16 protein-coding genes and 1 riboswitch are annotated in these 17342 nt (G+C 69.9%); of the genes, 9 read left to right on the top strand and 7 right to left on the bottom strand.

Annotation, left to right across the window (positions count from 1 at the left end):
* The 5 genes from EUA06_RS02010 (at position 1) to EUA06_RS01990 (ending at position 3844) form a co-directional block, all read left to right on the top strand.
* Positions 1–936: a type II secretion system F family protein gene (locus EUA06_RS02010; RefSeq protein WP_129473321.1), complete on the top strand. Its 936-nt coding sequence runs from the start codon at positions 1–3 to the stop codon at positions 934–936.
* Between the two features lie 7 nt (positions 937–943).
* Complete coding sequence (locus EUA06_RS02005; protein ID WP_129473320.1) at positions 944–2521, top strand: sensor histidine kinase; 1578 nt, start codon at positions 944–946, stop codon at positions 2519–2521.
* Positions 2496–3143, top strand: a complete 648-nt coding sequence (locus tag EUA06_RS02000) for a response regulator transcription factor (protein ID WP_129473319.1) — start codon at positions 2496–2498, stop codon at positions 3141–3143. Before EUA06_RS02005 ends, EUA06_RS02000 begins: the two co-directional genes overlap by 26 nt.
* Before the next feature lie 281 nt (positions 3144–3424).
* Positions 3425–3604: a Flp family type IVb pilin gene (locus EUA06_RS01995; protein ID WP_129473318.1), complete on the top strand. Its 180-nt coding sequence runs from the start codon at positions 3425–3427 to the stop codon at positions 3602–3604.
* Positions 3605–3688: 84 nt separating this feature from the next.
* The gene (locus EUA06_RS01990; protein ID WP_129473317.1) at positions 3689–3844 is read left to right on the top strand and encodes a Flp family type IVb pilin; all 156 of its coding nucleotides are present in this window, start codon (positions 3689–3691) and stop codon (positions 3842–3844) included.
* A gap of 131 nt (positions 3845–3975) precedes the next feature.
* On the opposite strand, the gene EUA06_RS01985 is transcribed toward EUA06_RS01990, so the two are convergent.
* The 5 genes from EUA06_RS01985 to EUA06_RS01965 all read right to left on the bottom strand — a co-directional run bounded on the left by EUA06_RS01985 (position 3976) and on the right by EUA06_RS01965 (position 8301).
* Positions 3976–5163, bottom strand: coding sequence for a hypothetical protein (locus EUA06_RS01985; RefSeq protein ID WP_129473316.1), 1188 nt, complete (start codon positions 5161–5163; stop codon positions 3976–3978).
* A 52-nt stretch (positions 5164–5215) separates the two neighbouring features.
* On the bottom strand, positions 5216–6133 hold the full coding sequence (locus tag EUA06_RS01980; protein WP_242497913.1) for a C40 family peptidase: 918 nt from the start codon (positions 6131–6133) through the stop codon (positions 5216–5218).
* Between the two features lie 100 nt (positions 6134–6233).
* Positions 6234–6388, bottom strand: a riboswitch (cyclic di-AMP (ydaO/yuaA leader).
* Positions 6389–6496: 108 nt separating this feature from the next.
* Positions 6497–6703, bottom strand: a complete 207-nt coding sequence (locus tag EUA06_RS01975; protein ID WP_129473314.1) for a hypothetical protein — start codon at positions 6701–6703, stop codon at positions 6497–6499.
* 76 nt (positions 6704–6779) lie between these two features.
* Positions 6780–8015, bottom strand: a complete 1236-nt coding sequence (locus EUA06_RS01970) for an NYN domain-containing protein (RefSeq protein WP_129473313.1) — start codon at positions 8013–8015, stop codon at positions 6780–6782.
* 10 nt (positions 8016–8025) lie between these two features.
* On the bottom strand, positions 8026–8301 hold the full coding sequence (locus EUA06_RS01965) for a hypothetical protein (protein ID WP_129473312.1): 276 nt from the start codon (positions 8299–8301) through the stop codon (positions 8026–8028).
* A gap of 107 nt (positions 8302–8408) precedes the next feature.
* On the opposite strand from EUA06_RS01965, the gene EUA06_RS01960 reads away from it, so the two are divergent.
* A complete protein-coding gene (locus EUA06_RS01960; protein WP_129473311.1) occupies positions 8409–10199 on the top strand; it encodes a DEDD exonuclease domain-containing protein in 1791 nt (596 codons plus the stop codon).
* A gap of 7 nt (positions 10200–10206) precedes the next feature.
* Here EUA06_RS01960 and EUA06_RS01955 read toward each other — a convergent pair whose 3' ends face one another.
* The gene (locus EUA06_RS01955) at positions 10207–10485 is read right to left on the bottom strand and encodes an Lrp/AsnC family transcriptional regulator (RefSeq protein WP_129473310.1); all 279 of its coding nucleotides are present in this window, start codon (positions 10483–10485) and stop codon (positions 10207–10209) included.
* A 159-nt stretch (positions 10486–10644) separates the two neighbouring features.
* On the opposite strand from EUA06_RS01955, the gene EUA06_RS01950 reads away from it, so the two are divergent.
* The 3 genes from EUA06_RS01950 (at position 10645) to EUA06_RS01940 (ending at position 16299) form a co-directional block, all read left to right on the top strand.
* Positions 10645–14781: an Ig-like domain repeat protein gene (locus EUA06_RS01950; RefSeq protein WP_129473309.1), complete on the top strand. Its 4137-nt coding sequence runs from the start codon at positions 10645–10647 to the stop codon at positions 14779–14781.
* Between the two features lie 82 nt (positions 14782–14863).
* Positions 14864–15487, top strand: coding sequence for a hypothetical protein (locus tag EUA06_RS01945; protein ID WP_129473308.1), 624 nt, complete (start codon positions 14864–14866; stop codon positions 15485–15487).
* A gap of 68 nt (positions 15488–15555) precedes the next feature.
* Complete coding sequence (locus EUA06_RS01940) at positions 15556–16299, top strand: hypothetical protein (protein ID WP_129473307.1); 744 nt, start codon at positions 15556–15558, stop codon at positions 16297–16299.
* A 5-nt stretch (positions 16300–16304) separates the two neighbouring features.
* Here the strand turns inward: EUA06_RS01940 and trpD are convergent, their stop codons facing one another.
* Positions 16305–17333: an anthranilate phosphoribosyltransferase gene (trpD, locus tag EUA06_RS01935; protein ID WP_129473306.1), complete on the bottom strand. Its 1029-nt coding sequence runs from the start codon at positions 17331–17333 to the stop codon at positions 16305–16307.
* Positions 17334–17342 lie beyond the last annotated feature (9 nt).

The raw sequence follows: 17342 nt of genomic DNA, 5'->3' as shown, positions 1-17342 counted from the left end.
ATGTCTGAAACTGTGATGCTCCTCGGCGCCGGACTCCTGTGCCTGTCCATGGTCATGGCCCTGTCCGTGATCGGTGTGATCACCTCCGAGCGCCGCGGTGTCGCCCGCTCGGTGGCCGCCATCCAGGCGCTGGACGCTGCACCCAGCGTGCTCAAGGCCGAGGTCGAGCGCCCCTTCGCCGAGCGGGTGATCGCCCCGCTGGGCGAGCGGATGGTCGGACTGGGCCGCAAGCTCGTGCGCGCGGACACGGCACGAAAGATCCAGTACCGGCTCAACATCGCGGGAAATCCGCCTGCGTGGGACGTCAATCGCATCCTCGGCCTCAAGGTGCTGGGCGGAGGCATCTTCACGGTGTTGGGTTTCCTCTACCTCCTCGGTCAGAACTGGCCCATCTACAAGCTCGCCGTGGCCACTGTCGCAGCGGGGTTGTTCGGCTACGTCCTGCCCAACATCCTGCTCTACAACGCAGGCCAGAAGCGCGAGCTCCTCATGCGCAATGCGCTCCCGGACGCCATGGACCTGCTGACGATCTCGGTAGAGGCCGGCCTGGGATTCGACGCCGCTGTCAGCCGCGTTGCGAAGAACGGCGAAGGACCGCTCAACCAGGAGTTCGCCCGTCTGCTCCAGGAGATGCAGCTGGGACGGGGCCGCACCGAGGCGATGCGGGCCATGGCCGAGCGCACCTCGCTCCCCGACCTCAAGTCCTTCTGCCTGGCGATGGTCCAGGCCGACAGCCTGGGCATCCCGATCGCCCGCGTGCTGCGCATCCAGTCGAAGGAGATGCGCACCAAGCGCCGCCAGCGGGCGGAGGAGAAGGCCCAGCAGGTGCCGATCCGGATGATGATCCCTCTGGTCCTCTTCATCCTCCCGTGCCTGTTCATCGTGATCCTGGGCCCCGCCGGCATCCAGATCGCGGACACGTTCGCCAACATGTGATGAGCGCATGACGCCGACAGCCCCTCAGGACGCGGGGGTCTCACGCCCGGCCCTCCAGTCGTGGCGTACGACAACTGCCGTTCGGGTCTTCGCACTTTCGCTGGCGACCGGCACGGCCCTCAGCAACGGCGTGCTCGACGTGTCGGCGCCCAAGCTGGTGGTCCTCTGTCTCGTTGCTGCTGTGAGCTCGTTGCTCGAGTGGATGACGCGCAACCGGCCGAGCCATTGGCACGCGGTGGGCGAGGCGGTGGCAGTGGCGCTGCTGCTCGTCTCCACCGACGCGATGGCCGAGCTGGGCGCCTACCTGGCCGTGGCGCCCATCGCCGCCGGCGTGCGCCACGGCCTCGTGACGACGCTCAACGTCAGCCTGGTCTCCGGGCTGACGACGGCCGCTTCGATCGCAGCCGATCCACAGGATGATGCTCTCTCACGCTTGGGGGAGACGCTGCCGTGGCTCTTGATCGGCCTCGGGGTCGGCCTGCTTGCGAGCTGGCAGTCGCGCTCCACACGCGACCAGGCAGCTCGCCAGGCGCCGTACGCCGCTGCCCACCACCTGATGGCGCGGATCCACCAGCTCGCCAGCTCGGGCAACCTGGGGCTCAACAGCGCGTCGCTCGCGATGGAGCTCGACACTGCGATGTGCCGGGCGACGGGTGGAGCGCGCTCGACCATCTTCGTGGCGGAGCCTGACCACACCCTCCGTCCGCTGAACGGCAGCGACGACGTCGCGCGGATGGCACAGGAGATCGAGATCCCAGACTCCGAGCGCACCCCCGGGGCCGCCGTCGTCCCGCTGCGTGGCGTGCAGCAGGTGCTGGGCTACTGCGTGGTGGTCGGCGTGCCGAGGTGGACCCCCGAGCTCGAGGAGCGTGCTCGGGACGTCGCCGACGAGTTCGCCGTACGCCTCGACACAGCCGTCCTCTTCGACGAGGTGCGCTCGCTCGCGACTGCCGAGGAACGCAACCGCATCGCGCGCGAGATGCACGACGGCGTGGCCCAGGAGATCGTCGGCCTCGGCTACATCGTGGACGAAATCGAGTCGATCAGCGACCAGGAGCAGACCCGCGAGCTGGCCTCGGCACTCCGCGCCGAGATCACCCGGCTGGTCTCCGAGATCCGCTTCTCCATCTTTGACCTGCGCCACGAAGTGTCCGACGGCCGGCTGTCCAGCTCGCTGGCCGACTACGCCCGCGAGGTGGGCCACTCCACCGGGCTCCGGGTGCATCTCTCGCTGGCGGAGTCCGGACCCCCGCTCCCCTCGCGAACGGCGACCGAGGTGCTGCGCGTCGCGCAGGAGGCCATCGGCAACGTCCGCAAGCACTCGAGGGCCGACAACATGTGGGTGGTGCTCGACTCCGACGGCTCCCGCCTCGTGCTCGAGGTCCGCGACGACGGTGTCGGCAACGCCGAGCCGCGAGAGCACCACTGGGGGCTGCAGACGATGCGCGAGCGCGCCAGGACCGTCGGCGCCGACCTGGACATCACCACCCGACCCGCCGGCGGAACCGTCGTCAGCCTGCGGTCACCGACGACCGCACCCCACGAAGGAGAGACCGCCCATGGGCACCACCGTGCTACTGGTTGACGACCACGAGCTGATCCGCCAAGGACTCGCCCGGGCGTTCGAGCGCGACGACGAGATGTCCGTCGTGGGTCAGGCCGGGAGCCTCCAGGAGGGCGTCTCGGCGTGGGAGACCCTGCAACCCGACGTCGTGGTCACCGACCTCCAGCTCCCCGACGGCCATGGTCTCGACGTCGTGCGCGCGATCCGTGCGACCAGCGACACCACCGGCGTCGTGGTGCTCACCATGCACGCCGGCGACGACCACATCTTCGCGGCGATGGAGGCCGGCGCCTCGGCGTTCGTCGGCAAGGACACGCGGGCCGCCGAGGTCGTCAGCGCCGCCAAGCACGCGGCAGTGGCCCCCCGCACGTTCCTCTGTGCCGGTCTCAGCCAGGCTGTGATGCGTCGCGCCACGTCCCCCGCGCCACCGAAGCTGTCCGGTCGCGAGGCCGAGGTCCTGACCCTGCTCGCCGACGGCCTGGGCACGGGCGAGATCGCCTCGTCCCTCTACATGAGCGAGTCGACGGCCAAGACCCACATCACGCACATCTACCAGAAGCTCGGCGCTGCGAACCGCGCGCAGGCGCTCGTCACCGCCATGCGCATGGGCCTGCTCGACCACGCCGCACCGCAACGCTTCTGAGCTGTTGCGCGCCGCAACCGTGCTGCCGACACCCGCGATGCCCAGTCGGGTCACCAACCTCGACTGGGCATCGCTGCGCGTGGCCCCCAACGGTGCGCCGCGCATGGACCGTGCGGTGCGGCATGGCCCCGGGCGGGTGGGACATAGATAGTCAGAAGGGACTAGGGACGCAGGGCCGATCACCCGATTCGGCGGCCTCGAGATCTTGGCAAGGTATTCCTCGACGGGTCCTCGTGGGCTCGGAACGAAGACCCACCACACATACCTAAAGGGGAAACACCATGCTCGAGAAGTTCATCACCCTCATGCTCACCGGCCGCAAGGACGACGAGAAGGGCGCCACCGCCGTCGAGTACGGCCTGATGGTCGCGCTGATCGCCGTTGCGATCATCACCACGGTCGGACTTCTCGGCACCGGCCTCGACGGCCTCTTCCAGACGGTCGTCGACGCCCTGCCGTGATCGCATGATCTCTTGAGGGGCCGACGACCTGCGCGTCGTCGGCCCCTCAGCCATATCCAGGCCCTCCGTATTGAGGATGTTGCTATGTCTCAGCCCCCTACTGCGCATGATGAGCAGGGCGCCACAGCCGTGGAGTACGCAATCATGGTCACGATGATTGCGGTGTTCATCGCGGGCGCAGTGGCGATCTTCGGGCTCAGCGTGGCGGATCTCTTCGCGCCGGTCCTGGCAGTGTTCTGACGGAGCCGGACGCTAGTGCTTGTCGTGCGGTCGGTCAGGAGCCACCACGGCGCCACGCGTGCCTGATTGAAGGCGACCGGAATCCGGTCGCCTTCAGTGCTTTTCATCCGGTAATCAGATCAGCCGGCCGCTCAGCTCGCCAGCCGCTCGAGGCGAGCACGCCACGACCGCACCAGCTCTCGCGTCGGGAGTCCTGCGTCCCTGAGCGTCGTCGGCACAGGCGTCCCTGCGGCCACCTCGTCGTACACCGACAGCAGGCCCCGCTCCCCCAGCCGTTCCGCGATGATCCGGCACGCCAGCCAGGCCTCCTCGTAGCGCGCCTGCAGGCTGCTGTCGCGGGTGTCGAAGTCGGTCGCGCCGGGCAGGTCCTCGGGGACCCCGTCCCGGCGTGCTGCCGCGATCGCCCGGCCCAGCGTCGTACGGTCCGGCAGCCCGGTGCCGCGCAGGGCCACGTAGTCGGCGAAGCCCTCGACCAGCCAGGGCTCGCCGACGCCGCGGGCAGCGTCGGTGGCCACGTGCACCAGTTCGTGGCTCATCACCACCTGTGCGGCGGCACGGCGCAGTCCCGCGGTGATGTCGGGATTCACGAACACGTGGACGGGTGCGTCGGCGGACGACGAGCTCCCCGCCGTGGCGGTCACGGCGGCGATCGCGGCATAGGTCCCCGGTGTCGCCCCGAGGGTCTCGTCGAGCTCGGCGGCGCTCGCCGGGACCTCCACGACGACCGGCTCGCGCCAGTCGGGCAGCACGCGGCGTACGACGCCGACGCCGCGCGTCACGCGATCGGCGACCGCGTCGGCCTCGTCCTGCGGACCGTCCACCATGACCAGCACGCCCGGAGCGCGGGCCACGGAGAGCTCGCCGCGCAGCCACAGCGGCACCCGACCGGCGCCGTCGCCACCGAATCCCGCGATCCCGACACCGTCGTCGTCCGCGGCCGGCGCGAACCGGACCACGACGTCGGCCCGGGACGGCACGGCGTCACCGGCCACCCGCCACCCGAGCTGGGCGACGGCCGACCAGCTCCCGTCGGTCGCGACGGCGCCGACCTGGTCGACGTAGCGTGCGGACACGTCCGTCAGCCCGAGGGACTCCACGTTGGCCGCGACACCGGCCAGCGCCTCCTCCCCCGCACCCGCCGCCGCGAGGTCGGACAGTGCCGCGGCATCTGCCGACTCGACGCCCGACACCAAAGCCGCGAGCACCGCCGCCGCGTCTGCCGGACTGGCGCGCGCGACCTCGACCGGTCGGGGGTCCACCTCGTGGCGGTCGCCGCGCTGGACGACGAGCACCACGGCCACCACCAAGGCGAGGGACACAGAGAGGCCGGCCGCCCACAAGCGTGGACGACCGGCCTCTGAGGTTTGCTGGTCAGCCAGGGCGAACCGCTCCGACGTACGGCATCGAGTAGAGCCCAGCGATGCGGACTCCGGTGCCGGGGTTGGCCGCATCCACGATCTGGCCGTTGCCGATGTACATGCCGACGTGGCTGATCGGGCTGTAGTAGAACACCAGATCGCCCGGCTGGAGCTCGCTTGCAGCGATGCGGGTGCCGGAACTGAACTGCGCGGTCGACGAGTGCGGCAGCGAGACTCCGGCCTGCGCCCACGCACGCATGGTGAGGCCGCTGCAGTCGAACGCGTTCTCGCCCGCGGCGCCGTAGACGTAGGCATCGCCGACCTGTGCCATGGCGTAGGCGATGGCGGCGGCCGCGCGCCCCGATGCTGGGACGGAGGCCGGCATGCGTGTGACGCTGCGCGAGGAGAGCAGGCGCTTCCGCTCCTCGGCCTCGAGGTCGCCCAGCAGGTCCTTGGCCTCGGCGAGCTTGTCGTCGACCGTCTCGCTCTCGGTGCTCAGCTGCTCGGTGAGCTCGGCGATCTCCTTGGCGCGGGAGTCGGTCGCCTCGCGGCGGATCTCCAGCGCCTCGAGCTGCGTGTCGTAGTCGGCCAGCATCGACGACTGCAGGTCGTTGAACGCCGACATGGTGGACAGGGTGTCGAGGAAGGCACCGGGGTCGTCGGACACGACGACCTGGCCGACGGTCGTGATGCCCTCGCCCTCGAGCTGGCGCACGACCGCGTCGGAGACCTGGTCGCGGACCTCGTCGAGGCGCTCGTCCTGGCGGGCCTGGTCGGCCTTGAGGCCGGCGAGGTCGCGTCGCAGGTCGGTGAGGTCGATGCGCGCGTCGTGGAGACGTTCCTGGGCTGCCTCGGCCTCGTGGTAGAGGCGGTCGACGCGAGCCTTGACGTCCTTGATGGAGGGCTCGGCCTGGGCGGGGGTAGCAGGCACGAATGCGATGGCGGCGATGGCAGTCAGACCAAGTGCGGTCGCGCCGACACGCTTGCGGTTGTGAGCCACGAGCGGGGGAACTCCTCGGGGGTGTCGTACGCCTACCAGGTGAGCTGACGGGTTCGGCACGACGTTGCCTACCCCTGCTCCACGCACCGCTCGCGCAGTGCGCCTTGCAGGGGATTCACCCCAGGGGGAAGGTTGGTTCCCCGGCTCGTCGACCACGGGTGGTGCGGGGTGTGGACGACGACTCGGCGCGACCTCCGCGCGGGCCTGGTGACCCACTTCCACGGAAGCCAGCCCACAGAGTAGACCGCATCCCCGACCCCCGCCAATCTTCGCGGGAACTTGGGACGGCGTGTCTCACGCGGACTCGATGACGGGTCCGGGAAGCGGCTCCACGAGTCGGAGTGGAGGGACCAGCCCGCCGCTGGCCAGCACGTCGAGCGCGGCCATCTCGTCGTCGTCGATGGTGAGCTCCGGGGGTGGGCCGAGCAGCACCGTGACCACGCAGTCGTGGCAGTGCAGCCCGCGCACCACGCAGGTGTCGCAGTCGATCCGTGTCGTCATGTCGACGACGGTGACAGGACCCACCGACAGTGGGCCCGGCGGCGCGTCGCGAGTCGCGTGTCGTGGCCGGCGTACGTCAGCCGGAGACGAGGCCGATGAGCACGCTCGCCGGCACCGCCCGGGCGCCACCGCGGGTGACGTCGCGTGCCACCGCCCGGTCGCCGCTCACCACGACGACCACCCGTCCGCGCGGCTCGGCGGCGACGAGCTGGCGGATGACGTCGTCGGCGATGACCCCCTCGGGGCTGAAGACGACCCGTACTCCCCGCGGGGCGGGCATGACCGTCCGCGCCGTCGACTCGGCGGCGTCGAAGACGACCGTGGTCTCGGCGCCCGACCTCGCCACCACCGGCCCGAGCGCCGCCACCAGCCGGCTGCGCTGCGCCTCGAGGCTGGCGGTCGGCCAGGCCGCCTTGGTCACGTTGTAGCCGTCGACGATCAGGCGCGCGTGCGGGAGCGCGAGGACCTGGTCGAGCAGGGCAGGCGTGGCCGGGGCGCTGGAGGTGGGTGCAGCGGCGCCGGCGAGCTCGGCCTCGACCGCGTCGCCGGGCACACCGTCGACCGCCGGGAGCCCGAGCTCGCGGCGCAGCCCGGTCGCGGAGTCGACCACTGCATCGAGGAGGAGCCGTGCGCGGATGGTGGCGACATCCCGGTCAGACCGCGCGTCGCGCCGCTGGGAGGCGAGCCCGGCCTCCGCCTCGTCGAGCTGCGCCCGCAAGCGGCGTACGTCGGCCTCGGCGGTGCGCGTCGCCGCGTCGGCCTCGGCCACGGCACGGTCGCGGGCGGCGACCGCCGCGTCGCGCTCGGCCTCGGCGGTGCGCAGTGCGCTGCGCGCCTCGCCGAGCCGCTGGCGCAGCACCTTGTGGTCGGCCGCCGCGCGCTCGAGCTCCTGGCGGTGGTCGGCCTTGCTGGCGGCCACCTCCGCCTGCAGGGCGGCGACCTGAGCGGAGAGGCGGCCGAGCTCGGCCCGGCCCTGGTCGTCCCGGGCGTCCTCGGTCGCCAGTGCCTCGGCGATCGCGTCGACCCGGGCCTGCCACCCCTCATCGCGCGACAACCACGCGCGGGCCGCGACGTCGAGCGGATCGTCGGTGCCCGGGATCGCCGCGACCTGCACGGCCGCGTGGCTGCGGAACGCGTCGTCGCCGAGCGCGTCCCAGATCAGCGATCCCCCGAGCCGGGCGCGCCGCGCGGGCGCGAAGCCGGCCACCTTCCGCAGGGGCGGCGGCACCGGGGCGACCGAGGGCAGGACCGCCGACACGAGGGCGACCACCCGCAGGCGGAGGCGCTCGGGAAGGGCGGCCGCATCGGTCACGAGCAGCCCGTCACCCGGCGGCCGGGTCGGCAGCGGTGTCGGCGTCCGCGCGGTCGACGACCTCGATCGCGTCCGTACGCCCGCACCACCGGCACGAGACGGACTCCACCGACTCGGACAGCACCGTCTGCTCCTCGACCCGGGGCGAGCCGGCCAGGTCGACGTGCCAGTAGTCCGTCGTACGTCGGGTGCGGGTGACGTCGAAGCGGGTGAGGTTGCCGCAGCCGCCGCAGCGCCACCGCTCGCCGTCACCGGGAACGCGGAGGTCGGAGGTCGGGTCTGCCACGTGGGGCTCCTCTGGATCGGTCGGGGTGGGTCGAGGGTCAGGCGCGGGCCAGCGTAGTGCGCGCGCCCTCCCGCCATTGTCGGATCCCACGTCTAGCGTCGTCGCACATGAGCACGACTGCCCAGCGACCGACCCGGGAGACATCCCGCTGGGAGGCGCAGCGCAGCTTCGACGAGCTGGGGCGGCCCCTGCGCGACCTCACGTTCTGCGTGGTCGACCTGGAGACGACCGGCGGCTCGGCCCAGGGCGGGTCGATGATCACCGAGATCGGCGCGGTGAAGGTCCGGGGCGGTGAGGTGCTCGGCGAGTTCCAGACGCTCGTCAACCCCCACACCGAGATCCCCCCTTTCATCGCGGTCCTCACGGGGATCACCAACTCGATGGTCCACGACGCCCCGCCGATCGAATCGGCACTGCCGGCGTTCCTGGAGTTCGCGGCCGGCTGCGTTCTCGTGGCCCACAACGCCCCCTTCGACGTGGGCTTCCTCCAGCACTTCGCACGCGAGCAGGGCAGGCCGTGGCCGCGGTTCGAGGTGCTCGACACCGCCAAGCTCGCACGGCGCGTGATCACCCGCGACGACGCGCCCAACTGCAAGCTGTCGTCCCTCGCGAAGCTCTTCGATGCAGCCGTCACGCCCAACCACCGCGCGCTCTCCGACGCCCAGGCGACCGTCGACGTGCTGCACGGGCTGATGGAGCGCCTCGGCGGCCTGGGGGTGCACACGCTCGAGGAGCTGCAGACCTTCTCGTCGCGGGTCAGCACGGCGCAGCGCCGCAAGCGCCACCTCGCCGAGGGACTCCCCCACGCGCCGGGCGTCTACCTCTTCCGCGACGATCGGTCCCGTGTGCTCTACGTCGGCACGTCACGCGACCTCCGCACCCGCGTCCGCACCTACTTCACCGCGTCGGAGACCCGCAGCCGGATGGGCGAGATGGTCGGTATCGCGACGTCCGTCACCGGGATCGAGTGCGCCACCCCCCTCGAGGCCGAGGTCCGCGAGCTGCGGCTGATCGCGGAGCACAAGCCGCGCTACAACCGTCGCTCGCGATTCCCGGAGAAGGTCCACTTCCTCAAGCTGACCCGCGAGGCCTGGCCGCGCCTGTCCCTCGTGCGCCAAGTGCTCGACGACGACGCCGACTATCTCGGCCCCTTCTCGTCGCGCAAGACCGCGGAGAAGTGCCTGGCCGCGCTCCACGAGACGTTCCCGGTCCGCCAGTGCAGCGGCCGGCTGCCGGTGGTCCCGTCTCGGTCTGCCTGTGTGCTGGCCGAGATGGGTCGCTGCCTGTCTCCCTGCGACGGCTCGACCGACGAGTCGACCTACGGTGCGGTCGTGCGCCAGCTGCGCGACACCCTGCTCCGCAGCCCGCACGAGGTGGTCGAGGCGATCAACGAGCGGATGACTGCCCTCGCCGACCGCGAGCGGTTCGAGGAGGCCGGTGTCCACCGCGACCGACTGGCGACGTTCGTCCGGGCCGCCGCCCGGACCCAGCGACTGTCGGCCCTCACCCGCTGCGGCGAGATCGTGGCCGCGCGACGTGAGGACGACGGTCGGTGGGCGGTGCACGTCGTACGCCACGGCAGGCTCGCCGCCGCCGGGGTGATCCCGTCGGGCAGCGACGCCCATCAATACGTCCGGGAGCTCGGCGCCAGCGCGGAGACCGTCGCCGGGGCGCCCGGACCGGTTCCCGCGGCGACGGCCGAGGAGTCCGAGAAGATCCTGCGCTGGCTCGAGTCGCCCGGCGTGCGCCTCGTCGACGTCGACGGCGAGTGGACGTGCCCGCTGGGTGGCGCTGCCCGGCACCTCGCGCTCTACGACGCCGCGCACCAGTCGCGGCTCTCCCTCGTGCCGTTCGACGAGAAGCGACTACCGACTACGGTGCACCGTCCGGTGCGCTAGCGACCTGTCAGTCGAGACCGATGCTGAACGCGGACTCGAGGTCGTGCTGGGAGTAGGTGCGGAAGGCGATGTGCGTCTCGGTCTCGGTGACGCCCTCGACCTTGTTGAGCCGGTCGGCCACGACGGTGGCGACGTCCTCGTGCTCCCTCACCCGCACCAGCGCGATGAGGTCGATCTGCCCGGTCACCGAGTAGACCTCGCTCACCCCGTCGAGGGAGGCGATCGCCTCAGCGACCTCCGGGATGCGCGCGACGTCGGCCTTCACGAAGACGATGGCGGTGATCATGGGGCCACGGTAGCGCCACGACCGGTTCCGACGGCCGGCTGACCGATCGGACGCACCCTCCTAGTCAATTGTGACTACCCCGGGTCATTCGTCAGCGCGACGGTGCAGCGAGACCTAGCGTGGAGTGGTCTGAGTCACCCACCAGGGGGAGTATCCGGGATGTCCAACACCTTCACGGGCCGGCGCTTCGTCGCCGCCAGCATGGTCAGCGTCGCTGCGCTGACTGTGGCGACGCTTGCACCAGGCCCCGCCGCGGCCGTTCCTCCGGCGGCGCCGGCGGACCTCGGGGTGCAGCAACCGGACACGTCGACGGCGATCCTTACCTGGAGCCACGTTGCGGGAGCCATTCGTTACGAGGTCCAGGTCGATGACGACCCGAACTTCGGCTCGCTTGCCGCCGTGCCGTCTACCACCAACAGCACGGTGAACAACACGTTCGTGCCGACAGCCAGCCTCCCTTCCGGAGACAAGTACTGGCGGGTCCGCGCTCGCGGCTCCGCCAGTGAGGTGTCGGACTGGTCGATCGGCACGTTCGGCACGCCTGCAGTGACGGTTCCCCAGCCGGCGTCCCCCGCCAACGGGGCGCCGCTGGCCCAGCCGTCGCAGCCCCCGCTCCTCACCTGGTCGTCGAGCTCCGGTGCCACCAGCTACGTCGTCGAGGTCGATGGGGACGACGACTTCGTAGGGGCGTCCAAGTACACGACCAGCTCGACGTCGCTCGTCGTACCTGATCCTTTGCCGTCCGGCACCGTGGCCAACCCGGCGGACTACTACTGGCGCGTCACGGCCAGCAAGGGCAACGGCATCAATTCCCAGCCGAGTGCCGCCTTCAGGTTCATCATCGGGCCCCTTCCCGCGCCCACGATCACCGCTCCCCCGAGCAGCCCGAGCTTCGAGCTGCAGGACATCGTCCTGAACTGGAACCCCGTTCCGGGCGCGATGTCGTACGACGTAGAGGTGGCGACCAACTCGGACTTCACCAACATCACGGAGACGCGCTCCGGTATCACCGGCACGCGGTACTCGCCCCCGGTCACGTACGACAACGACCAGTACTACTGGCGCGTGCGGGCCCGCGACCTAGACGACCAGCCCACGCCGTGGACCGCATCGCTCTACGACTTCAACAGGACATGGCCCGACATGCCGCAGGCAGTCTTCCCGGCCGAGGCCGGCCTCGAGACGGTCGCCGGTCCGATCTACTTCGAGTGGACGTCGGTCCGTCATGCGTCTGAGTACGAGGTCTGGCTGAGCACGACGCCCGGATTCTCGGAGCCGACGACGGAGAAGTGCCGCACGGCGGGGACGACCTACACACCCGGGATGTTCGCCGTCAACACGAACGGCATCCTGTCCCCCAATCGGACGAACGAGGACTGCGAGCCGATCCCGGGCGTTCCGAACTACTGGCAAGTGCGCCCGCTCGACCGGCCGTTCACCAAGTCCGGCGACCTTCCTGGCATCCAAGGCATCTTCAGCGAGCCCCAGGGCTTCATCTACGACCCCCTCCAGATCACCGGCATGTCACCGTCCGGTGGCCAGACCGTCACGGTGCCGACGTTGAGCTGGACGGCGTCGGTCGGTGCCGAGAAGTACCGGGTCGTCATCAAGGACAAGACCGGCGGCACCGTCGAGAACGCGACCACGTACTCCACATCCTTCACGCTGCCCGGCACGCGAGTGCTCGCCCCCGCGGACGGGCCCTTCACATGGGAGCTGACCGCTACGTCGTCCGACGGGATCCAGTCCGTGACTCGAGTTGCCAGCTTCCAGGTGACTGGCCTGCTTCCGCCGCCCCCCGCCAGCCCCGCCGACTACCTGACGCCCCTCACGGGGACCCAGACCGACGGCCCCTTCTACGACGCTCCTGCCCTGAGCTGGCGGACCTACCCGGGCGCCGCGCGCTACCAAGTGCGTGTCGGAGCCGCGATGGACGGTCCGGGTCAGATCTGGTTCGGCCACGACTCCAACGACCTGTTCTTCAGCAATCTCCCGTATCCGGCCATGACCGATACCGGCGAGCGCCTACTGCTCCCCGGCGACTACGACTGGCAGGTCATCGCCCTCAACAGCTCCGGAACGCCAATCGCCTACGGTCCGGAGACCCGGATGACCATCGCCGCAATTCCCGCGACGTCGGAGCACGCTGCTGCCATCGGTGGGCGCGAGCTGGACCCCAGCTTCTCCGGGACCAGGACGCCGTGCGTGCCGGGCGAGGTGTGCATCGTGCCGACGACTCCGGTCCTCAGGTGGAAGGCGGACCCGCGCATCGCGTTCTACATGGTCTATGTCAGCCGCGACGCGAGCTTCACCAACCTCCTAGAGCCGAGCAACGCAATCCCGGCCACGACGAACTCGATGTACGCACCCGCCCTCGACAACCGGTTCTGGACCTATCCGGAGACCGAGGCCGGCGAGGCTCTCTACTGGTTCGTCAGGCCGTGCCGCAACGCGGGCAACTGCGGTCCGACCCCGGTGTCGACCATCGGACGCGCCCAGCACTTCTTCACCAAGACCTCGCCGAAGGTGACCGGACTGAAGAGCAGCGACCCGAGCGGGACCGAGATCACCTTCGAGTGGGACGACTACTTCGACACCAACCGGTCAACCGCATGGTTGCAGACCCAGGAGCTGCGCCCGCAGTCCGCGATGCAGTACCGGATCCAGGTCGACGACACGGAGTCCTTCGGCACCGGGACGGACCTGGTGGACGAACGCACCGTCGACCAGCCGACCTACACCGCGTTCGACCGGCTCTATCCCGAAGGCACCCTCTACTGGCGTGTGCAGGCCATCGACTCCAAGGGCGACAGTGCCGGCAACGGACGGTTGTCGTGGTCTGACGTCAAGACTCTGAAGAAGGAGAGTCCGCGGGTCGTCCTCGGCTCGCCCGTGAACGCCGAGACGGTGGCGGGCACCGTCGCTCTTCGGTGGAGTCCTCAGCCGTTCGCCCAGGAGTACAAGGTCGAGCTGTTCAGGAACAACGACACCTCGTTCTCGGCGGCGAACAACGTCTTCTCCAAGACCGTGCGGACGACTGCCTACGCGCACAGCACGCCGCTCCCGGCCTCCCAGACCTACGTCTGGCGGGTTCAGCGGATCGACGCCGACGGCAACCCCGGACCTTGGTCGTGGAGTGGCGAGAACGACGCGAACCCCTTGGGTCGATTCACCGTCGGCACCAATGTCATGGAGATCACCTCTCCCCTGCCGGGCTCGATGCAGCCGCCCAACGGTCCGGTCCTTACCTGGCGAAGCCTTCCCGGCGCCGTCAAGTACTCAGTCGAGGTGACGGCGCCCGGCGGTTCGCTGGCTGCCACTGCAGAGACGGTCGCCACCGCCTTCGCCCCCACCAGCAACCTCGTCACCGGGACGTACGGATGGAAGGTGACAGCGAAAGACGCCAGCGGAAACTCGATCGGCGCCACGACCTCCACCTTCACGGTCGACGCAGGTGTCCGTGCGACGGCGGCACCCGTCATCAGTGCCCCCGCAGGGACTGGCATCGGAGCGACTCTCGTCAGCTCCCCCCCGAGCTGGAACCAGTCCAACGTCGCCGAGACCTATCAGTGGCTGCGCGACGGGAAGACCATCTCGGGTGCCACCGGCGCTACATACGTCCTCACTGCGACCGACTACCTCAAGGCCATCTCCCTGCGGGTCACGGGCATCAAACCCGGATACGTCGACGGCGAGACCACGAGCAACGTCATCGGTGCCACCGCCGGAGGAGCGTTGCAGGCCACCGTGCAACCGTCGATCACGGGAGACGCGATCTCCGGTGGAACGCTCAGGGTGAGCCCGGGCACCTGGTCTCAGCCGTCCCCCACGCTCAAGTACCAGTGGCTGCGTAGCGGAGCACCAATCCCGGGCGCGACGGGAACGACCTACCGCGTGACGCCTGAAGACGCCGGCAAGAACATCGGCGTGACCGTGCTCGCCAGCAAGACCGGTTTCAGCGATGGCTCCGCCAATGCTGTGGCAGTTGCCATTCCCAAGTTGAAGTCGACGACTGCAGCGACGTTGTCCGCGACGCGGATCAAGCCAGGGACGCGGGCCAAGGTCGGGATCACGGTGACCGTCCCGGGGGTGAAGGGTCCCGTGGGCGTGCTCAAGATCATGGACCGGACGAAGGTCCTCAAGACGCTGACCCTGGTCACGGCCAAGAACGGCAAGATCACCTTCAAGCTGCCCAAGCTGAAGAAGGGCAAGCACCGGATCCTCGTGAAGTACCTCGGTGACGCGACCACCGAGGGCTCCAGGTCGAAGGCCTTGAGGCTCTCCGTCCAGCCGTGATGTGAACGAGGCGCCGTCCGGCACTGCCGGGCGGCGCTTCGTCATTTCCTCGGCCCACCACTGCCGGCAGTAGTCTCCGGCCGTGAACTGGCTCGCCGACCACTGGCTCGACATCCTCGGATGGGGCGGCAGCGCCCTCCTCGTCTACTCGCTGCTCCAGGCGAGCGTCCTGCGGCTGCGGGTGCTCAACGCGATCGCGTGCGTGCTCCTCATCGTGTTCAACGCTGCGCTCGAGGTCTGGCCGATGGTGGGCATGAACACCGTCCTGGTCGCGATCAACGCATACTTCATCGTCCACCTGCTCCGGGAGCGGCACGACGAGACGGCGTACACCGTGCTCGGGGTCTCCCCCACCGACGAGTACCTCCGGCACGTGCTGCGGGTGCACGGCGCCGACATCCTGAGGTTCAACCCCGAATTTGTGCACGACCCCACCGAGACCCACGACGCGTTCCTCATCCAGAAGGGCGACGAGACCGTGGGCGTGGTGCTCCTGCGCGAGGAGGGCGACACGGCGCACGTGCTCCTCGACTACGTCACACCCCGCTACCGCGACTTCTCACCCGGTGAGTTCGTGTGGCGCAGCAGCGGCCTGCTGACCGACCGCGGCATCCGCCACGTGGTGACCCCGCCCGGCATGGTCGGCGCCTACTACGACCGCCTCGGCTTCGCCCGCGAGGGCGATTCCTGGGTCCTGCACCTCTAGATTCCCCGTTCTCCCCCATCTCGGGCTCGCGACTGGTCGAATTGATCGACACACACCCCAGGAGCCTGATGAATGCCCTACCGATCCCACGCGCGCTGGCAGCAGCGATGTCCGTGCTGGGTCTCGCCTCGTTGACTGCCTGCGGGGCGCTCGAGGGACTCATGCCGGGCCGGGACCCGTTCCTGGACCAGAGCCCGCGAAGCATCGCGGAAGCCGCCTTCGCCGACATGCGCAAGGTCACGTCGCTGCGCATTCTGGGTGACACCGAGGACCGGAAGAACGGTCGCATGCAGGTGGACATCAGTGTCGGCGAGGAAGGATGCACCGGGAGCATCGCGACGGATGAGGGAGAGTTCCAGCTCCGTCGGAACGGCGATGGGACCTGGGTCAAGGGCGACGAGGACTTCGTCCGTGCACAGGCGAGCTCGCCTGCCCAGGCCGACGTCGCCTGGAAGCAGCTCCGTGGAACCTGGGTTCCTCTGGACGGCAAGGATGCCTTGCTCGAGCTGTGCGACCTCGACGAGTTGCTCGCCAACTTCACCCTTGAGGAAAGCGACACCAGCGAGAGCATCGACGTCGACCAGGTCGTCCAGGTCGGGGATGCCGACGCGGTTCCACTCACTGGACAGAAGGGAAAGAAGCGGACGACCCTCTGGGTCGCGCTCGAAGCACCCCACCACGTCCTGAAGATGGCGCCAGCCAAGGACGGAGGTATGCCTGACGCGCTCTACTTCGAGGAGTTCGGGGTGGAGGTCGTCGTTGAGACGCCGGCCAAAAAGGACATCCTCAAGCTGCCTGCCACCTCACGCTGACTCGGCTACGCGGAGGTCGCCGCCACCCACCGCTCGAGGGTCCCCCGCGCCGCGCCGGAGTCGATGGCCTCGCCCGCCTTGGCGATCCCGGCCGCGAGCGCGGAGTGCGCGTCGTCGGCGGGTGAGTCGTAGACAGCCAGCGCCGCCCCCGCGTTGAGCACCACGGCGTCGCGGACCGGTCCGGGATCGCCGGCGAGCAGTCGGCGTACGACGTCTGCGTTGTGGGCCGCGTCGCCTCCGCGCAGGTCCTCCGTGGTCGCTCGGGCGATGCCGAACGAGGCGGGGTCGAGGGTGAGCTCGTCGACCTCTCCCCCGTGGACCCGCCACACCGTCGAGGTGGTCGTGGTGGTGAGCTCGTCGAGACCGTCGTCGCCGCGGAACACCCACGCGTCGACCCCACGCTCGGCGAGCACTCCCGCCATCACCGGCGCCATCCGCGGGTCGGCGCAGCCGATGGCCTGCGCCTGCGGGCGGGCCGGGTTGGTCAGCGGACCCAGGATGTTGAACGTCGTCGCGATGCCGAGCTCGCGCCGTGGGACCGCGGCGTGCCGCATCGCCGGGTGGAAGGCGGCCGAGAAGCAGAACGTGATGCCGGCCTCCTCGGCGACCTCGGCGACCCGGTCCGGAGCGAGGTCGAGGCGGATGCCGAGGGCCTCGAGGACATCGGCCGAGCCGGACTGCGACGAGGCCGACCGGTTGCCGTGCTTCACGACCCGCGCGCCGGCGCCCGCAGCGACGATGGCCGCCATCGTGGAGATGTTGACCGACATCGAGCGGTCACCACCGGTGCCGACCACGTCGAGCAGCCGGCCGGGCACGGAGATCGGGTTGGCGGCGGCGAGCATGGCCGAGGCGAAGCCCGCCACCTCTTCCACCGTCTCGCCCTTGGCGCGCAGGGCGACGACAAACGCGGCGATCTGGACAGGGGTGGCCGCTCCGGCGAACAGCTCGTCCGTGGCCCATCGCGCCTGCTCGGACGTCAGGTCGCGACCAGCGACCAACGCGGAGAGGATGTCGGGCCAGGTGTGGGACATGGCGTCAGG

The organism is Nocardioides glacieisoli, from assembly GCF_004137245.1.
GTDB lineage: Bacteria > Actinomycetota > Actinomycetes > Propionibacteriales > Nocardioidaceae > Nocardioides > Nocardioides glacieisoli.
This window is presented reverse-complemented; position numbering and strand designations above follow the sequence as displayed.